Source organism: Pseudonocardia sp. CA-107938, assembly GCF_050936315.1.
Taxonomy (GTDB): Bacteria; Actinomycetota; Actinomycetes; order Mycobacteriales; family Pseudonocardiaceae; genus Pseudonocardia.
This window is the reverse complement of record NZ_JBNJNA010000002.1, coordinates 40,027-55,637: the sequence shown is the minus strand read 5'-3', so window position 1 is coordinate 55,637 and position 15,611 is coordinate 40,027. Positions and strand designations below refer to the sequence as shown.

The following is a 15,611-nucleotide window of genomic DNA, read 5'->3' as shown; positions in this document are numbered from 1 at the left end:
CGACGCGTATGCTCGTATGCGTGCGCACTACGGTGAACCTCCCGGATTCCCTCGCCGAAGCGGTCAAAGCTCGCGCTGCGGCGGAGGGCCGCACCGTGACCAGCCTGATCGAGGAAGGCCTGCGCCTTGTGATGGCGAGCACCCCACCCTCTGCGACGCGCGAACTGCCCGCCTTCGGAGACCCTGGCGGAAGGTTCCTCGTCGACATCACCGATCGGGATGCGGTGTGGGCCGCGTTGGACGCCGACGGGCTGCGATGATCCGGCGCTGATGATCATTCCCGATGTGAACGTGCTCGTGTACGCCTACCGCCGAGAAGCCGAGCTGCACGATCGGTACGCGGGGTGGCTGAACCGGATCGTCGCTGGCGCGGACGAGCTGGCGCTGCCGGAAACGGTGCTCACCGGCTTCGTGCGGATCGTGACCAATCCACGCATCCTGGCGACTCCGGCGCCGACCGACGATGCACTCGGGTTCGTCGAGGTTCTCCGCAGCGGATCGCGCGCGCATCCCTGCCCAGCTACGGACACCACCTGGAGCCGCTTCAGCACGCTGGTTGCGGCCGACCGCCAGATCCGCGGGAACCTCGTGCCGGATGCCTGGATCGCCGCCTTGGCCGCCTCGCACGGGGGCACCGTGGCGACCGCGGATCGCGGGTTCGCCCGCTTCGGTGTGCCGTGGTTCGATCCCGCGGTCGACCTACCCGGACAACGCAACGGCTGAGCCGGGGAGGGTCACCGCGATCTTCCCGAAGTGCGCGCCGTGCTCCAGGTGCCGCAGGGCCTCCCGCACGTCCTCGACGGGGTGCACGGAGTCGAGGACGGGCACGATGCCGTGCTCGTCCACGAAGGCGGCGAGCTCGGCGAACATCTCGTGCGAGCCGGTCTCGATGCCGTGCACGGTGACGTTGCGGGTCACGAACTCGTACGTGTTGATCTCGGCGGCGCGGCCGGCGATGAGGCCGATGAACGCGATCGTGCCGCCGATGCGCACCGATGCGAGCGACACGTTGAGGTTGGTGCCGCCCACCGTCTCGACCACGTGGTCCGCTCCTTCGCCGCCGGTGAGGGCCAGCACCTCGGCGGCGACGTCGGCAGTGCGGTGGTTGATCGTCAGGACGTCGCCGAGCTCGCGCAGGCGGGCGAGCTTCTCGTCGCTGCCGGACGTGACGATGACGCGTGCACCCAGTGCCAGCGCGATCTGCACCGCGTACAGGGCGACGCCGCCGGTGCCGTGGACCAGCACCGTCTCACCGGCCTGGACCCGGCTGCGGCGGACGAGCGCGTGCCACGCGGTCACGCCGGCGGCGGGCAGGACGGCGGCGTGGACGTCGTCGAGGGTTTCGGGCGCGCGCACGGCCTCGTCCTGGTCGAGGAGCACGTACTCGGCCAGCATGCCGCGGTTGACCGGTCCGCCGACCGGCGCGACGTACGTCTCGCGGGTGAGCGGGCCGGACCGCCAGCGCGGCAGGAACGCCGCTGACACGCGGTCGCCCGGCCGCCAGGCGGTCACCGCGTCCCCGACGGCGACGACGACGCCGGCACCGTCGGAGATCGGCACGACCGGGGCGGCAGGGCGCCACCCGTCCACCCCGCCGACGACGAGCAGGTCGCGGTAGTTCAGGCCGACGGCGGACATGCGCACCAGCACGTCGGTCGGTCCTGGGACGGGCACCGGCACGGTCTCCTCGGCGAGGTCGTCGATGCCGAGTCCGCGGGTGGTCCAGGCGCGCATGGTGGATGGTGCAACGGTCATGCCGACATGGTTGCGGTGGTCGACATCGCCGAACAGTGGCGCACGAGATACTCATGCACAAGATCCGGCCATACTCGGACGATGCTGCGCAGGATCGCCGTCGTGCTGCAGCCGCCGGTGGCGGCGTTCGAGTTCGGGACCCTGGTTGAGGTCTTCGGCATCGACCGCTCCGACGACGGCGTGCCCCGGTTCGACTTCCGTGTCTGCGCCGAGCACCCCGGCACCCCGCTGACCGTCGGCCACGGTGCCGCGATCACCGCCGCCGACCCGCTGTCGGCCGCCGACACCGCAGATCTGATCGCGCTCCCGTCGTCGCCGGTCACCGAACCGCCGAGTGCTGCGGTGCTCGACGTCATCAGGCGCGCCGAGCAGCGCGGCGCGTACGTGCTGTCGGTCTGCACCGGCGCGTACGCGCTGGCCGCCGCCGGCGTGCTCGACGGCCGTACGGTGGCCACCCACTGGCGCTACGCCCACGACCTCGCCCGCCGCTACCCCCGCGTGCACGTCGAGCCGTCGATCCTCTACGCGCAGGACGGCGTCGTCGTCTCCAGCGCCGGCACGGCCGCTGGCATCGACGCGTGCCTGCACCTGGTCCGCAGCGAGCACGGCACGGCCATCGCCAACCGCATCGCCCGGCGCATGGTCGTGGCGCCGCACCGCCAGGGCGGCCAGAAGCAGTTCATCGAGCGGCCGGCGCTGCGGCACGCCGACCCGACGCTCCAGCCCCTCCTCGACTGGATCACCGACAACCTGCAGCAGCCGCTCACCGTGGAGGACATGGCCGCCCGCGCCGGCATGTCGACCCGCACACTGACCCGCCGGTTCAGCGCCGAGATCGGCGACTCGCCGCACGGGTGGGTCACCCGCCAGCGCGTCGCCCGGGCGCAGGAGCTGCTGGAGGAGACCCGGCTCACCGTCGAGAACGTCGCTGCCGAGACCGGCTTCGGTTCTGCCCCGCTGTTGCGCCACCACTTCGTGCGGACGCTGGGGATCACGCCCACGGTCTACCGGCGGCAGTTCGCGGTGGCAGGGAGCTGATCCAGGCCGGCCCTCGACAAAGACGTCGTCGAGGCGCTCAGGGGCACCGCCGGCCGGAGCAGATTCGGCGGTGCCGGCTGAGACGTCGTTGATCATGGCAAAACGTCGCTTCCCAAGATCGAACTACGACGTTTTGCCCATGATCAACACGCGAGCCGAGACCCGTGTGTGACCAACAGGATCTGATCAAGGGCAAAAGGTCGCTCGGCGATCTTGGTCGACGACCTTCTCCCCTTGATCACCGCAACGTGCCGGCCGAGCCGCCGCGACCCCTCCCTTCAGCGCACACCATTCCGTCCTGGATTGTGTGGTCGGACCACACCATCGGCGGCGGTTTCCGCGCCTACCGTTCCCGTCCATGGCGCTGCTGGACGGCAAGACGGCACTGGTGACGGGCGCGGCGTCCGGGATCGGGGCGGCGCTGGCCCGGCGGCTGGTCACGGACGGCGCGCACGTGCTGGCCGTGGACCGGGACGCGGTGGGGTTGAAGGCGCTGGCCGACTCCCTGCCCGTCGAGGCGATCGAGTGCGACCTGTCCGACCTCGCCGCCGTCGACGCGTTGCCCGCGACGGTGGACGTGCTGGTCAACAACGCCGGGCTGCAGCACGTGGCGCCGGTGCACGAGTTCGACCCGGACCGGTTCTCCCTGGTCCTGCGCGTGCTCCTGGAGGCGCCGTTCCGGCTGGCGCGGCGCACCCTCCCGCACATGTACGCGCACGGTTGGGGGCGGGTCGTGAACGTCTCCAGCGTGCACGGGCTGCGCGCCAGCCCGTTCAAGGCGGCGTACGTCAGCGCCAAGCACGGGCTGGAGGGGCTGTCGAAGGTGATCGCGCTGGAGGGCGCCGAGCACGGCGTCACCAGCAGCTGCATCAACCCGGGATACGTGCGCACACCGCTGGTGGAGGGGCAGGTGGCCGAGCAGGCCCGCGCGCACGGCATCGCGGAGTCCGAGGTGGTCGAGCGGATCATGCTCGCGCCTGCCGCCGTGAAGCGCCTCGTCGAGCCGGACGAGGTCGCGGAGCTGGCCGCCGTGCTGTGGGGGCCGGCCTCGGCGTCGATCACCGGGGTGTCCTTGTCGATGGACGGCGGCTGGTCCGCCCGTTAGGAGGGTTCTCAATGGCCGAGTCCCGAGAGCGCACGAACATCGTGCGCGTGGTCGCCGCCAGCATGGCCGGCACCACCGTCGAGTGGTACGACTTCTTCCTCTACGGCGTCGCCGCGGCGCTGGTGTTCGGCAAGGTCTTCTTCCCCGGCTCGGACCCGGCGGCGGGCACGCTGCTCGCGCTGGGCACGTTCGCGATCGGGTTCATCGCCCGGCCGATCGGTGGGCTGGTGTTCGGGCACTTCGGCGACAAGGTCGGGCGCAAGCAGCTGCTCGTCGTCTCGCTGCTGATGATGGGGATCTCGACGTTCGCGATCGGGCTGCTGCCCGGCTACGCGACGATCGGGCTCGCCGCGCCGCTGCTGCTGACGGTGCTGCGGCTGGTGCAGGGCTTCGCGCTCGGCGGCGAGTGGGGCGGCGCGGTGCTGATCGTGTCCGAGCACGGCGACCCGGCGCGCCGCGGGTTCTGGGCGAGCTGGCCGCAGGCCGGCGCCCCGGCCGGTCAGCTCCTGGCCAACGGACTGCTGGCGCTGCTCGCGGCGATCCAGCCGGAAGCCGACTTCCTGGCGTGGGGCTGGCGGATCCCGTTCCTGCTCTCGGCGGTGCTGGTGCTGATCGGGCTGTGGGTGCGGCTGTCGGTCGAGGAGTCGCCGGTGTTCCGGGCGGCGCAGGCGGCCGCCCACCACGAGGTCGAGCCGCGGCTGCCGATCGTGACGGTGCTGCGCCAGTACCCGCGCGAGGTGCTGACCGCGATGGGCGCGCGGTTCGCCGAGAACGTGTCCTACTACATCTTCACGATCGTCGTCACGACGTACGCGACGAAGCAGCTGGGGCTGTCCAGCTCGTTCGTGCTGGGTGCGGTGCTCATCGGAGCGGCGGTGCACTTCGTGACGATCCCGGTGTGGGGGGCGCTGTCGGACCGGTTCGGCCGCCGACCCGTCTACCTGGTGGGCGCCGCAGGCGTCGGGGTGTGGGCGTTCGCGTTCGTGGCGCTGCTGAACACGCGCAGCTTCGGCGCTGCCGTGCTCGCGGTGGTCGGCGGGCTGCTCTTCCACGGGGCGATGTACGGGCCGCAGGCGGCGTTCCTGTCCGAGCTGTTCGGTACCCGGGTGCGCTACTCCGGCGTCTCGATCGGCTACCAGCTCGCCTCGATCCTGGCCGGCGGGCTGGCGCCGATCATCGCCGTCGCGCTGGTGAACGCGACTGGCAGCGGCTACGCGATCGCCGCGTACGTGCTGGTGGCGGCGCTGCTGACCATCGCGGCGGTGGCCACCTACGCCGAGACCCGCCACCGTGACCTGGCCGCGGACGTGGACCGGACTGACACGATGATCGGGTGACCGACCCGGCCGTCGAGCTGCTGCGCCTGCTCGCCCAGGACGTCTCCGCGGACCACCTGGACGAGCGCGCGCGGCAGCTCGACGCGCCGGCCGAGGTGCGCGGGCTCGCGCTGCAGGTGCGAGCCGCCGTCGACGCGCACCGCCGCCGCGGGGCCGAGCTGACCGCGCTCGTCGACACCGCGCGCGACCTCGCCTCCGCCGCCGACCCCGGCGGCGTGCTCGACGCCATCGTGCGCCGGGCGCGCAGCCTGCTCGGCACCGACGTCGCGTACCTGACCCTGGCCGACACCGAACGCGGCGACACCTACATGCGGGCGACGGCCGGCTCGGTGTCGGCGCGCTTCCAGGCGCTGCGCCTGCCCGCCGGCGCCGGGCTGGGCGGGCTGGTCGCGCAGACCCGCCGCCCGTACTGGACGGCCGACTACCCCGGTGACGAGCGCTACGCCCACACCTCGGAGATCGACAGCGCGGTCGACGAGGAGGGTCTCGTCGCGATCTGCGGCACCCCGCTGCTGGTGGACGGCGAGTTCGTGGGCGTGCTGTTCGCCGCGAACCGGGCGCGGCGCCCGTTCGCCCACACCGAGGTGGCGCTGCTGGGCTCGCTCGCCGCGCTGGCCGCCGTCTCGCTCGTGCAGGCGCGGCGGGTGGCGGAGACCGCGGCGGCACTGGCCGAGCTGTCCGCCGCGCACGCGGGCATCCAGGAGGCCGCACAGGCCCACGACCGGTTCACCCACGTCGTGCTCTCCGGCGGCGGCGTCGACGACATCGCCGCCGCGCTGGGCGAGCTGCTGGGCTGCTGGGTCGTGGTGCTCGACGCCGACGGGCAGCGCGTCGCCGCGCACGGCAACGCCCCGGACCGCGGCCTCGCCGGCGTGGCCGCGGTGCACCGGTCGGCGGAGACCGGCCGGCTCGCGGTCGACGCCGGTGTGGGCGCGGTCGTCGTGCGAGCGGCCGGGCAGGAGCTGGGCGCGCTGGTGCTGGGTGCAGGTGACCTCGACGCGGGTCGCGCCCGCACCGTGGAGCGCGCAGCGATGGTGACGGCACTGGTGCTGCTGTTCCGGCTGCGGGCGGCCGAGTCCGACCAGCGCGTGCGCACCGACCTGCTGGCCGATCTGCTGGCCCGTCCCGCCGGGGAGCTGGACGCCGGGCTCGTGGAGCGCGGGCGCCTGCTCGGGCTGCGGTTGCAGCGCCCGCACGTGCTCGTCGTGGCGCGCGGCCCGTCCCGGGCGGTCGTGCTGGCGGCGACGGACGCCGGGAGCGGACGCGGGCTGGTCAGCACGCGGGACGACGAGCTGGTCGCGGCCGTGCCGGGCACCGACCCGTCCGCGGTGGCGGCGGCCGTGGGATCAGCCGACCCGGCGGTGACCGTGGCCGCGGCCGGACCGGTCGTGCCCGGCGCCGGGCTGCGCGACGCGCTGGCCGAGGCCCGGCGCACCGCCACCGCGCTGGTCGCGCTGGGCCTGCGCAGCGGCTCGGCGCGGGAGCTGGGGTTCGCGGGGCTCGTCGGCGGCCCCGCCGACGACCGGGCCGTCGGGGACTACGTCCGCAGGGTGCTCGGCCCGGTCCTCGACCACGACGCGGCCCGCGGCACCGACCTGGTCGGCACGCTGGAGGCGTGGTTCGCTGCCGGCGGCAGCCCGCGCCACGCGTCCGGTGCGCTGCACGTGCACGTCAACACGGTGGCGCAACGGCTGGACCGGGTCGCCGCGCTGCTCGGGGCGGACTGGACACGGCCGGACCGCGCGCTGGAGGTGCAGCTGGCGCTGCACCTGCACCGGCTGCGCGGCGGGCGGTAGGTCGACGTCACACACCGAGTGCGGTCCTCACACATGCTGCAACGTGTGTGAGGACCCGACTCCGTGTGTGACGTCGGGGTGGACCGGCCGCCGCTGCCACCGCTGCTTCACCCACCGGACCACCGCCACCGCACCGCCGAGCACCGCGGCCATGACGAGCCCGGCCACGAAGGCGCGGACGGGGTCGCCGCCGACGAGCGGGGCGATGACCAGGCCGGCCAGGAGCATGTAGACCGCCCACGCCGCGGAGGTGAGCGACGCCCACGGCAGGTACCTGCCGAACGGCACGCCGGCCCGGCCGGCGGCGAGGGTGGACACCAGCCGGCCCGCCGGCACGAACCGCGCTCCGACGAGCACCGCACCCGGCCGCTCGCGCACGGTGCCGGAGATCCAGGCGGTCGGCGCGACGTCCGGCAGCTTGCGGGTGGTGCGGCCGAGCCGCCACATCAGCACGTCGCCGCTGATCGCGCCGGCGAACGCCGTCAGGACCAGGCACGGGATCAGCCACCACTCGTGCGCTCCGACGGCGAGCCCGAACGCGGACATCAGCGCGGCCTCGCTCGGCACCATCGGGAACGGGGCGTCGAGCAGCACCAGCACGGCCAGCGTGGGCAGCAGCAGCGGGCTGTGCAGCACCAGGGAGAGATCCACGGCTCGACTCTCGTCGCGACCGCCCCAGCGCACAGTGGTGCAACCGGCCCGGCGGGGGTGGGGTGATCCCTACCCCGCCGCGCGCTCCGCGGCCGGATCGAGCAGTTCCCGCAGCGTCGTCAGGCCGTCGACGACGGCGGCGCGCTGGGCGGGGGTGGCGCGCTCCAGCGCCGCCACCAGCCCGCCGTACGGGCTGCTGCGGATGCGGCGCACGTAGTCCTGCACCTGAGGGGTGACGGCGATGCGGCTGATCCGGCGGTCGTTCTCGTCGCGGGTGCGGGTGACGAGGTCGCGGGCCTGCAGCCGGTCGACGATGCCCGAGGTGGTGCTGTGGCTCAGGTGCAGCCGGTCGGCGAGCTGGGTGACGGTGGCCGGACCGTCCTTGACCAGTGCGGCCATGGCCGCCACCTGCGGGCCGGTCAGGCCGGCCGCGCCCGCGTCGTGCGGTTCCGGCCCGCCTCCGAGCAGCAGCTTGCGCAGTGCCCGGACGTGCTCCATGACGTCCTCGGCCAGCGCAGCCGCGTCGGGATCGGGCATGGCGGAACCCTACCCGCCTGCGATACGTTCGATACGACGCGTCGTATACGACAGATTGGAACGGGCATGACCACCGCGCGGCAGGTGCAGACGGCGACCGGCGACCCGGCCTGGCTCGTCGAGAGCTACGACGAAGTGCGCGCGCTCCTGCAGGAACGCCTGCTCGGCCGCGCGCACCGGCACCCGGAACGGGCGTCCCGCACGTCCCGTTCGGCGCTGTTCGGCGGCCCGCACGGCAACGACCCGGACGGCGAGCCTGCCCGCGCCGCCGAGCGCCGCCGGCAGCTCGCCCCGGCGTTCTCCGCGCGCCGGGTGCAGCTGATGCGGCCCCGCATCCGGCAGCTCGCCACCGGCCTCGTCGACGCCATGCTGGCCGGAGGTCCGCCCGCCGATCTGCACGAGGCGGTGGCGTTCCCGCTGCCCTGCCTGGTGATCTGCGAGCTGCTCGGGGTGCCCTACGCCGACCGCGAGTCGTTCCGCCGCTGGGCCGACGAGGCCGCCGACACCGTCGACGAGCAGCGCTCCGTGCGCGGCGTCGGCGCGCTGTGGGCGTACATCCACGGGCTGGCCGAACGGAAGCTCGCCGATCCGGCCGACGACGTGCTGTCCGACCTCGTCGCGGCAGCGGACGGGCCGGACCCGATCACGGACGTCGCAGCACTGGGCGCCGGCCTGCTCTTCGCCGGGTTCGAGACGACGGTGACGGCGATCGACCGGGCCGTCCTGCTGCTCACCACGCACCCCGAGCAGTGGCGCGCGCTCTGCGCCGACCACGAGCTGGTGCCGGCAGCCGTCGAGGAGACGCTGCGGTCGGGCTGGCCGGCGGGGATGCGCACCCGCACCGACGGCGGCCTGCCCCGCTACGCCGCGGCCGAGCTGGACCTGGGCGAGGTGACCGTCGCCGAGGGCGACCTGGTGCTGCTCGGGTTGGACGCGGCCAACCACGACGCCGCCACGTTCCCGGAGCCCGAGCGGTTCGACATCACCCGCTCCCCCAACCCGCACCTGACGTTCGGGTACGGACCGCGGTTCTGCCAGGGCGTCGCGCTGGCCCGCGCCGAGCTCGCCGAGGTGCTGACGGCGCTGGCCGGCCGGGTGCCGGGCCTGCGGCTCGCGGTGCCCGTCGACGAGCTGCGGCTGGTGCCGGACCGGCTGGTCGGCAGTGTGTCCGCGTTGCCCGTCACCTGGTGACTCACTTCCCGGCGAGCCGCTCCACCACGGGCGCGAGCTGCTCGAAGAACGCCTGGTTCACCGAGATCGACGAGACGCCGATGGTCTCCCGGCGGCGCTGCAGCTCGTCGACGATCTCGTCGGTGGTGCCGCGCAGCATCGTCATCGAGTCGGCAGCGATGAGGCTCTGCACATCGGCGCCGATGAACTTCTCGGTCCACGGCGGCAGCTCCTCGCCGACCACGAAGATGTTCATGGCCAGCTCGATGTCGTCGGCCCGGTCCCCCGCCTCCGCGCGCACGGACGCGGCCATCGCCTCCAGCTCGGAGCGGGGCGCGAGGGCGTCGGCGGCGAGCGTGACGGTGTCGGCGAGCCGGGCCGCCACGGCGCGCGACTTCGGCCCACCCGCGGCCATCAGCACCGGCGTGCGGACGTCGCCGTCGAGCTCGCGCAGGATCTCCACGGTCCGCTCCACCTGCGCCAGTCGCTCGGCCGCGCTGCCGTAGGGCAGGCCGACGGTGGCGGCGGCCTCCTTGACCACCGGGCGGCCGGTGCCGATGCCGAGGTCGAACCGGCCACCGGTCAGCACCGTGGTGGTGTGCGCGTCCCACGCGGCCTGGTAGGGCGTGCGCAGGGGGCCGGCCAGCACGAACGTGCCCACTCGCAGCCGTTCGGTGACGTGCGCGGCCAGCGTCAGCGACGGGAACGGCGACAGCAGCTGGATCCCGTCGGGCATCAGGAGCGACTCGTAGCCGAGCTCCTCGACGCGGCGCGCGGTCGCGATCCACTGGTCGGGCCCGGCGCCCTGCGGGGTGGCGACCACCCCGAACCGGAACGGCTTGGCGGGGATGCTCATGACGGCCTCCATCGGTCGACCTCTAACGTTTGATATCTAATCATTAGAGATACTGGGGGTCTTGTCAAGTGGCGGTCTCGGCCCTCCCTCGGCGAGAAGAGGAGCAGGCCTGGCGGCCCGGGGCAGGCGTGCGGCTCGGCGGTTGCGGTGATCATGGGCAAAACGTCGTTGCGGGATCGATCCAGGACCACGTTCTGCCCATGATCAACGTGCGGTAACTGGACCCGGTGCCGGCGTACGGTGCGCAGTACTTCGCCGACAGCGGTGGGCCTGCCTCGCGCGTTCCGCCGGCGACGCCTTCGCCGCACCGCACACGCTCGAGGCCGGCAGGCCACCCTCGAACGCGTCCTCGGACTGGTCTACGACGGGATGCTCGGCCCCACCGATCCGACGTCCGGCCCGTAGCGGCGCAGCACCCGCTCGCGCACGACGGGATCGCTGCGCGGGACGGGCTCGAGGAAGATCTCGTCGAGGTCGGCGAACTCCTCGCGCAGGTCGGCGTCGATGGTGACGCAGGCGCGTTCGAGGTCGGCGGCGCCGAGCGCGTCGTCGAAGTCGAGGCGGGCGCACACGAGCACGCGGTCGGTGCCCAGCTGCATGGTGAGCAGGTCCACGACCTTCTCCACCTCCGGGCGCGCCGCCAGCCGGTCGCGCACCGCGTAGACGAGCCGCGGGTCGGCCTGCCGCCCGATGAGCAGGCCCTTGTTGGCGCGGCCGAGCACGTACGCGACGCCGGTGAGCAGCAAGCCGATCAGCAGCGACGCGACCCCGTCCCAGACCGCTGAGCCGGTGAGCTGGTGCAACCCCACCCCTGCGAAGGCGAGCAGGAGGCCGACCAGCGCCGCACTGTCCTCGAAGAACACCGTCTTGACGGTGGGGTCGTCGGTCGCGCGCAGGAACTGCCGGACGGTCTGCTCGTGCGCCCGCGCCTCGCTGCGCACCTGCCGCACGGCCTGCGCCCACGAGATGCCCTCCAGCACGAACGACGCGCCCAGCACCGCGTACGCGAGCCAGGCCAGCGTCTGCTCGCCCTCCTCGCCGGCGAGCGTGCGCACGCCCTCGTAGATCGCGAACACCCCGCCCGAGACGAAGATCGACACCGCGGCGATGAGCGCCCAGAAGAACCGCTCCTTGCCGTAGCCGAACGGGTGCCTCCGGTCCGCCTCGCGCTCCGACCGGCGCAGGGCCGTGAGCAGCAGGCCCTCGGTGGCGGTGTCGGCCGCGGAGTGCGCTGCCTCCGCGAGCATCGCCGCCGAGCCCGTCATGAGCCCGGCCACGAGCTTGAGCACGCCGATCGCCGCGTTCGCGGCGAGCGCCACCAGCACCGTCAGGGTGGACTCGCCACCGGACTCGTTCCCCGCCACGGCCGTCAGTGTCCCGCCCGGGAATTCGGGGCGCGAGTCGGTGGATCCAGGTCGTTCCTCGGAAGGCGCGCCGCAGCTCGGACCGGCCTCCTTGCAAGGACGGCAACGCAGGTGCGGTGAATGTCCGGCGCGGGACACTACTGTCGCGCCATGCCGGAGATCACGCATCGCACGGTCGACGTCGGCGGGATCTCGCTGCACCTCGCCGAGTCCGGCCCCGCCGACGGGCCGGTGGTCCTGCTGCTGCACGGCTTCCCCGAGTGCTGGTACTCGTGGCGTCACCAGTTGGACGCCCTGGCCGCGGCCGGCTACCACGCGGTGGCCCCCGACCAGCGCGGCTACGGCAGCAGCGACGCGCCCACCCCGATCGACGCGTACACGGTGCTGCACCTGGTCGGCGACGCGATCGGCGTGCTCGACGCCGTCGGCGCGGCGCGGGCCGTCGTGGTCGGTCACGACTGGGGCGCCCCGGTCGCCTGGCACACCGCGCTGCTGCGGCCGGACCGGGTCCGCGGCGTGTTGGCCCTCTCCGTCCCACTGGATCGTCGGTCGCAGCGCCCGCCGACCGAGGCGATCGCGCACCGCTTCGGACCGCACCACTACATGCTCCACTTCCAGGAGCCGGGACTGGCGGACGCGGAGCTGGCCGCCGACCCGCGCGGGTTCCTGCGCCGCATGCTCACCGCCACCTCGGGTTCGGGCACACCGAGCGCGCCGACGGCCGAGGGTGGGTTCGTCGCCGGCATGCCTGAGCCGGCCAGCCTCCCGGACTGGCTCACCGAGCACGACCTCGACGTCTACACGGCGGCGTTCGCGGAGCACGGCTTCACCGGCGGGCTCAACTGGTACCGGAACCTGGACCGCAACTGGGCGCTCACCGCCGCCTGGCGGGGCGCGCTCGTGACGCCGCCGGCGCGGTACCTGGCGGGCGAGTTCGACCTCGTGGTCGGCGGCCGGACGGCGGACCAGCTCGCGGAGACGATGGCGCACACGGTGGCCGACCTGCGCGGGGTGACTCTCCTGCCGGGCTGCGGCCACTGGACCCAGCAGGAACGACCCGATGAGGTGAACTCCGCGCTGCTGGCGTTCGCGGCCTCACTGGGCTGACCGGCGACTCGCCCATGTGGCGACGACCTGCGACCACTCGTCGTTCAACGGCTACCGCCGACCTGCCCAGCACCGATCGACCGATCACCGACCGTGTCAGCCCGTTCGGCGGAGGGCGTGGATCGGGCGAACCTCTCGGCCACCCGGGGCGTTGCAGTTCATGACCGGGGCCGGTGGGCTGGGGAGCCTCCGCCGGTACCCGGTTGAAAAGCTTCTCCCGCCCTCCTAGGGCGCGAGCACCCGGAATGCCGGGAAGTCGGGGGCAGCGGCGAGCAGCGCCGCATCATCGGACGAGGCGTCGAGACCGTCGAAGAACCGCCCGACCTCCCACGCCCACTTGCGCAGGTACTCGCGCAGCACCGGCACCTTCGCCGAATCGGCGAGCTCCTCCGCGACGAACCGCTCCGTGCGCCGGCCGATCCGCAGCTCGCCCTCCCCCGCGACGCGCAGGTTGCGCACCCACTGCACCTGGCCGCGCGGGGCCACGAGGTAGCGCTGCCCGTCGACGGTGAGCAGGTTGACCGGGACGGTGCGCAGCTCACCGCTCTTGCGGCCGCGGACGGCCAGCACCCGGCTGCCCAGCAGGCTGAGGCCGACCTTGGCGAGGCCGGTGACGGCGACGCCGACCATGCGGTCGGCGCGGGTGAGCGGGAAGGTGCGGCTGGTCATCGGGTCCTCCGAGGGAGATCAGTGCTCTCTGTTGTGAACAGTGAACACTCTTCAGGTGATCCCGTCAAGAGCAGTGCTCTCGCTCACGCATGACCGGCTGGTCCGGGAAACCATGAGTGATCATTTCGCGCGCAAATCGGACAATTCGCGGCATTGCCGGTCCGACCGTCCACAGCGAATCCACAGCCGCTCGCCACCACAACGGGGTCACTGTGGCGTAAATTGCCGAGAGGGGGCGCGCGCCGACCATGGCCGACCCCCTACGGTGCTCCGGTGGAGTTCGGCGATCGAGGCACCCGTGTGCTCGTGAGCGGTGGCGAGTACACCGGAGGGCTCGCCGCCGTTCGGGCCCTCCGCGCCGCCGGCTACGAGCCCTGGGTCGCTGACCCGGTCGACGGAACGTACGGTGCGCTGTCCCGCGCAGCCGCCGGGTCCGTCCGCGTCACCGATCCGCGGGCCGACCCGCTGTCGTTCGCCGGCGAGCTGGCCAAGGCGGCCAGCCGCCTCGGCGCCGGGGTCGTGCTGCCCGGCACCGAGCCCGCCCTGCTCGCGCTCGGCGAGCACCGCGGGCTCTTCCCGGCCGAGGTGGCCGTCGGCGCTCCGCCCCCCGAGCTGACGATCGCAGCCACCGACAAGCAGAGCCTCGCCGCGCGGGCGTCGGCGGCCGGGTTCGCCGTGCCGCCGACGCACCTGGTCACCCTCGACGACCTGCGTGCCGGACGGGTCGCGCCCCGCTACCCGGTGGTCGTGAAGCCGGTGCGCTCCGAGCTCTGGGACGGCGACGTGCTGCAGCGCTTCGAGGTCGTGCAGGCGCGCGACGAGGCCGCGCTGACCGCCGCGCTGACCGGCCTGCCCGATCAGGCCGGGCTGGTGCAGCCCTACGTCGTCGGCCCGATCCGCACCGTCAACGGGGTGGCGTGGCGCGGCGAGGTGGTGGCCGCCGTGCACAAGCTGGCCGACCGCACGTGGCCGCTGGACTGCGGGGTCGTCTGCTCCGCGCGCACCGTGCCGGTCGAGCCGGAGGTCGACCGCGCGGCGCGGGCGCTGATGGCCGACCTCGGCTGGAGCGGTCTGTTCAACCTGCAGATGATCAGCGCCGGCGGGGCGCACCACGTCATCGACCTGAACCCGCGCATCTACCACTCGCTCGCCCTGGCGGTCGCCGCCGGCGCGAACCTGCCGGCGATCTGGACCTCGCTGCTGCTCGGCCACCGGCCGACGTTCGCGGGTTACCGCACCGGCGTGCGGTTCCGGTCAGAGGAGGACGCCATGGCGCTCTGGGGCACCCTGCTGGACGGGCACGCCGGCGCCGCGCTGCGCGGGCTGGTGCCGCACCGGCACACCACGCACGCGGTGGTGTCGCTGCGGGACCCGGCTCCGACGCTCAACATCCTGCGCCGGGCCGTGCGCGTGGCCCGGCGGCGCGGCGGGCCCCGCGGCTAGGCCGTGCCGACCCTCACGGCCCGCCGCCGTTGGAGACGATCACCTGGCCGGTGACCCACCCGGCGTCCGGCCCGGTCAGCCACGTGATCAGGCGGGCAGCGTCGGCGGGTTCGCCCCAGCGCCCCATCGGCTCCCGCTCGAGCACCCAGGCGCGGGCGGCCGCGTCGGCGTAACCGGTGTCGGTGGCGCCGGGATCGACGGTGTTGACGGTGATCCGGCGCGGCGCGAGGTGCGCGGCCAGGCTCGCCGTGAGCTGGTGCAGCGCACCCTTCGACGCGATGTAGGGCAGTTCGCCGGGCATCGGGCCGCGGTGCTGGCCCGAGGTCGTCAGGACGACGCGGCCGCGGCGCGCGTCGTCGTGGCGGCGGGCGAACTCCTGCACCAGCAGCAGCGTCGCCCGGGTGTTGATCGCGTAGGTCAGGTCGATCTCCGTGGCCGTGAGGTGCTCGAGGTCCTGGTTGCTGCTGCGCGCGTGGTTGGCCACGAGCACGTCGACGTGCCCGAAGGCGGCCACGGCGGCGTCGAACACCGCAGCCGGCGCCGCCGGATCGGCCAGGTCGGCGGAGACCAGCTCGACCCGCGCACCGCTCTCGGCGGCGATCTCGCCGGGCAACGCCGAACCCCCGTCGGGATCGGCACCCCACGGCTGCTCGGCGTCGGCCGGCGACCAGCCGTGCAGGACGAGGTCGAGGCCCGCGCGACCGAGGTGCCGGGCGACGGTGGCCCCGATCCCGATGCGCCTGCTGACCCCCGTGACGAGTGCGACCGGTCGCTCCATACAGG

At 73.6% G+C, this 15,611-nt stretch carries 16 protein-coding genes; 9 read left to right on the top strand and 7 right to left on the bottom strand.

Translation table 11 applies throughout. From position 1 onward, the window contains the following. The first annotated feature begins 20 nt into the window (after positions 1-20). Complete coding sequence (locus tag ACQEVB_RS33060) at positions 21-260, top strand: ribbon-helix-helix protein, CopG family (RefSeq protein WP_432980978.1); 240 nt, start codon at positions 21-23, stop codon at positions 258-260. Further along, positions 220-723, top strand: a complete 504-nt coding sequence (locus tag ACQEVB_RS33055; RefSeq protein ID WP_432980975.1) for a TA system VapC family ribonuclease toxin — start codon at positions 220-222, stop codon at positions 721-723. Before ACQEVB_RS33060 ends, ACQEVB_RS33055 begins: the two co-directional genes overlap by 41 nt. On the opposite strand, the gene ACQEVB_RS33050 is transcribed toward ACQEVB_RS33055, so the two are convergent. Continuing rightward, entirely contained in the window at positions 700-1,755 is a 1,056-nt protein-coding gene (locus tag ACQEVB_RS33050; RefSeq protein ID WP_432980972.1) for a zinc-dependent alcohol dehydrogenase family protein, read from the bottom strand. The genes ACQEVB_RS33055 and ACQEVB_RS33050 overlap by 24 nt on opposite strands. Positions 1,756-1,836: 81 nt before the next feature. Here ACQEVB_RS33050 and ACQEVB_RS33045 point away from each other — a divergent pair, with 81 nt between their 5' ends. The 4 genes from ACQEVB_RS33045 (at position 1,837) to ACQEVB_RS33030 (ending at position 7,031) form a co-directional block, all read left to right on the top strand. Continuing rightward, positions 1,837-2,793, top strand: a complete 957-nt coding sequence (locus ACQEVB_RS33045; protein ID WP_432980969.1) for a GlxA family transcriptional regulator — start codon at positions 1,837-1,839, stop codon at positions 2,791-2,793. Between the two features lie 358 nt (positions 2,794-3,151). Then, positions 3,152-3,898, top strand: a complete 747-nt coding sequence (locus ACQEVB_RS33040; protein ID WP_432980966.1) for a 3-hydroxybutyrate dehydrogenase — start codon at positions 3,152-3,154, stop codon at positions 3,896-3,898. Between the two features lie 11 nt (positions 3,899-3,909). Next, on the top strand, positions 3,910-5,235 hold the full coding sequence (locus tag ACQEVB_RS33035; RefSeq protein WP_432980963.1) for an MFS transporter: 1,326 nt from the start codon (positions 3,910-3,912) through the stop codon (positions 5,233-5,235). After that, the gene (locus tag ACQEVB_RS33030) at positions 5,232-7,031 is read left to right on the top strand and encodes a helix-turn-helix domain-containing protein (protein ID WP_432980960.1); all 1,800 of its coding nucleotides are present in this window, start codon (positions 5,232-5,234) and stop codon (positions 7,029-7,031) included. Before ACQEVB_RS33035 ends, ACQEVB_RS33030 begins: the two co-directional genes overlap by 4 nt. 27 nt (positions 7,032-7,058) lie before the next feature. Here ACQEVB_RS33030 and ACQEVB_RS33025 read toward each other — a convergent pair whose 3' ends face one another. Together ACQEVB_RS33025 and ACQEVB_RS33020 are read right to left on the bottom strand one after the other, a co-directional pair. Beyond that, entirely contained in the window at positions 7,059-7,682 is a 624-nt protein-coding gene (locus ACQEVB_RS33025) for a DedA family protein (RefSeq protein WP_432980957.1), read from the bottom strand. Positions 7,683-7,751: 69 nt separating this feature from the next. After that, positions 7,752-8,219, bottom strand: a complete 468-nt coding sequence (locus ACQEVB_RS33020; RefSeq protein ID WP_432980954.1) for a MarR family winged helix-turn-helix transcriptional regulator — start codon at positions 8,217-8,219, stop codon at positions 7,752-7,754. A 66-nt stretch (positions 8,220-8,285) separates the two neighbouring features. On the opposite strand from ACQEVB_RS33020, the gene ACQEVB_RS33015 reads away from it, so the two are divergent. After that, positions 8,286-9,410, top strand: a complete 1,125-nt coding sequence (locus ACQEVB_RS33015) for a cytochrome P450 (RefSeq protein ID WP_432980951.1) — start codon at positions 8,286-8,288, stop codon at positions 9,408-9,410. 1 nt (position 9,411) lies between these two features. Here the strand turns inward: ACQEVB_RS33015 and ACQEVB_RS33010 are convergent, their stop codons facing one another. Both ACQEVB_RS33010 and ACQEVB_RS33005 read right to left on the bottom strand, forming a co-directional pair. Next, a complete protein-coding gene (locus tag ACQEVB_RS33010; protein WP_432980948.1) occupies positions 9,412-10,245 on the bottom strand; it encodes an LLM class flavin-dependent oxidoreductase in 834 nt (277 codons plus the stop codon). Between the two features lie 359 nt (positions 10,246-10,604). Further along, positions 10,605-11,609 carry a cation diffusion facilitator family transporter gene (locus tag ACQEVB_RS33005; protein WP_432980945.1) on the bottom strand — a complete coding sequence of 335 codons (1,005 nt, stop codon included), beginning with the start codon at positions 11,607-11,609 and terminating at the stop codon, positions 10,605-10,607. A gap of 150 nt (positions 11,610-11,759) precedes the next feature. Here ACQEVB_RS33005 and ACQEVB_RS33000 point away from each other — a divergent pair, with 150 nt between their 5' ends. Then, positions 11,760-12,716 (top strand): alpha/beta fold hydrolase, encoded by a 957-nt coding sequence (locus ACQEVB_RS33000; RefSeq protein WP_432980942.1) that lies wholly within the window; start codon positions 11,760-11,762, stop codon positions 12,714-12,716. Between the two features lie 225 nt (positions 12,717-12,941). On the opposite strand, the gene ACQEVB_RS32995 is transcribed toward ACQEVB_RS33000, so the two are convergent. Next, the gene (locus tag ACQEVB_RS32995) at positions 12,942-13,385 is read right to left on the bottom strand and encodes a nitroreductase/quinone reductase family protein (RefSeq protein WP_432980939.1); all 444 of its coding nucleotides are present in this window, start codon (positions 13,383-13,385) and stop codon (positions 12,942-12,944) included. Between the two features lie 273 nt (positions 13,386-13,658). On the opposite strand from ACQEVB_RS32995, the gene ACQEVB_RS32990 reads away from it, so the two are divergent. Continuing rightward, positions 13,659-14,828, top strand: coding sequence for an ATP-grasp domain-containing protein (locus ACQEVB_RS32990; protein WP_432980936.1), 1,170 nt, complete (start codon positions 13,659-13,661; stop codon positions 14,826-14,828). Between the two features lie 13 nt (positions 14,829-14,841). Here the strand turns inward: ACQEVB_RS32990 and ACQEVB_RS32985 are convergent, their stop codons facing one another. Beyond that, complete coding sequence (locus ACQEVB_RS32985) at positions 14,842-15,606, bottom strand: SDR family oxidoreductase (protein ID WP_432980933.1); 765 nt, start codon at positions 15,604-15,606, stop codon at positions 14,842-14,844. Positions 15,607-15,611 lie beyond the last annotated feature (5 nt).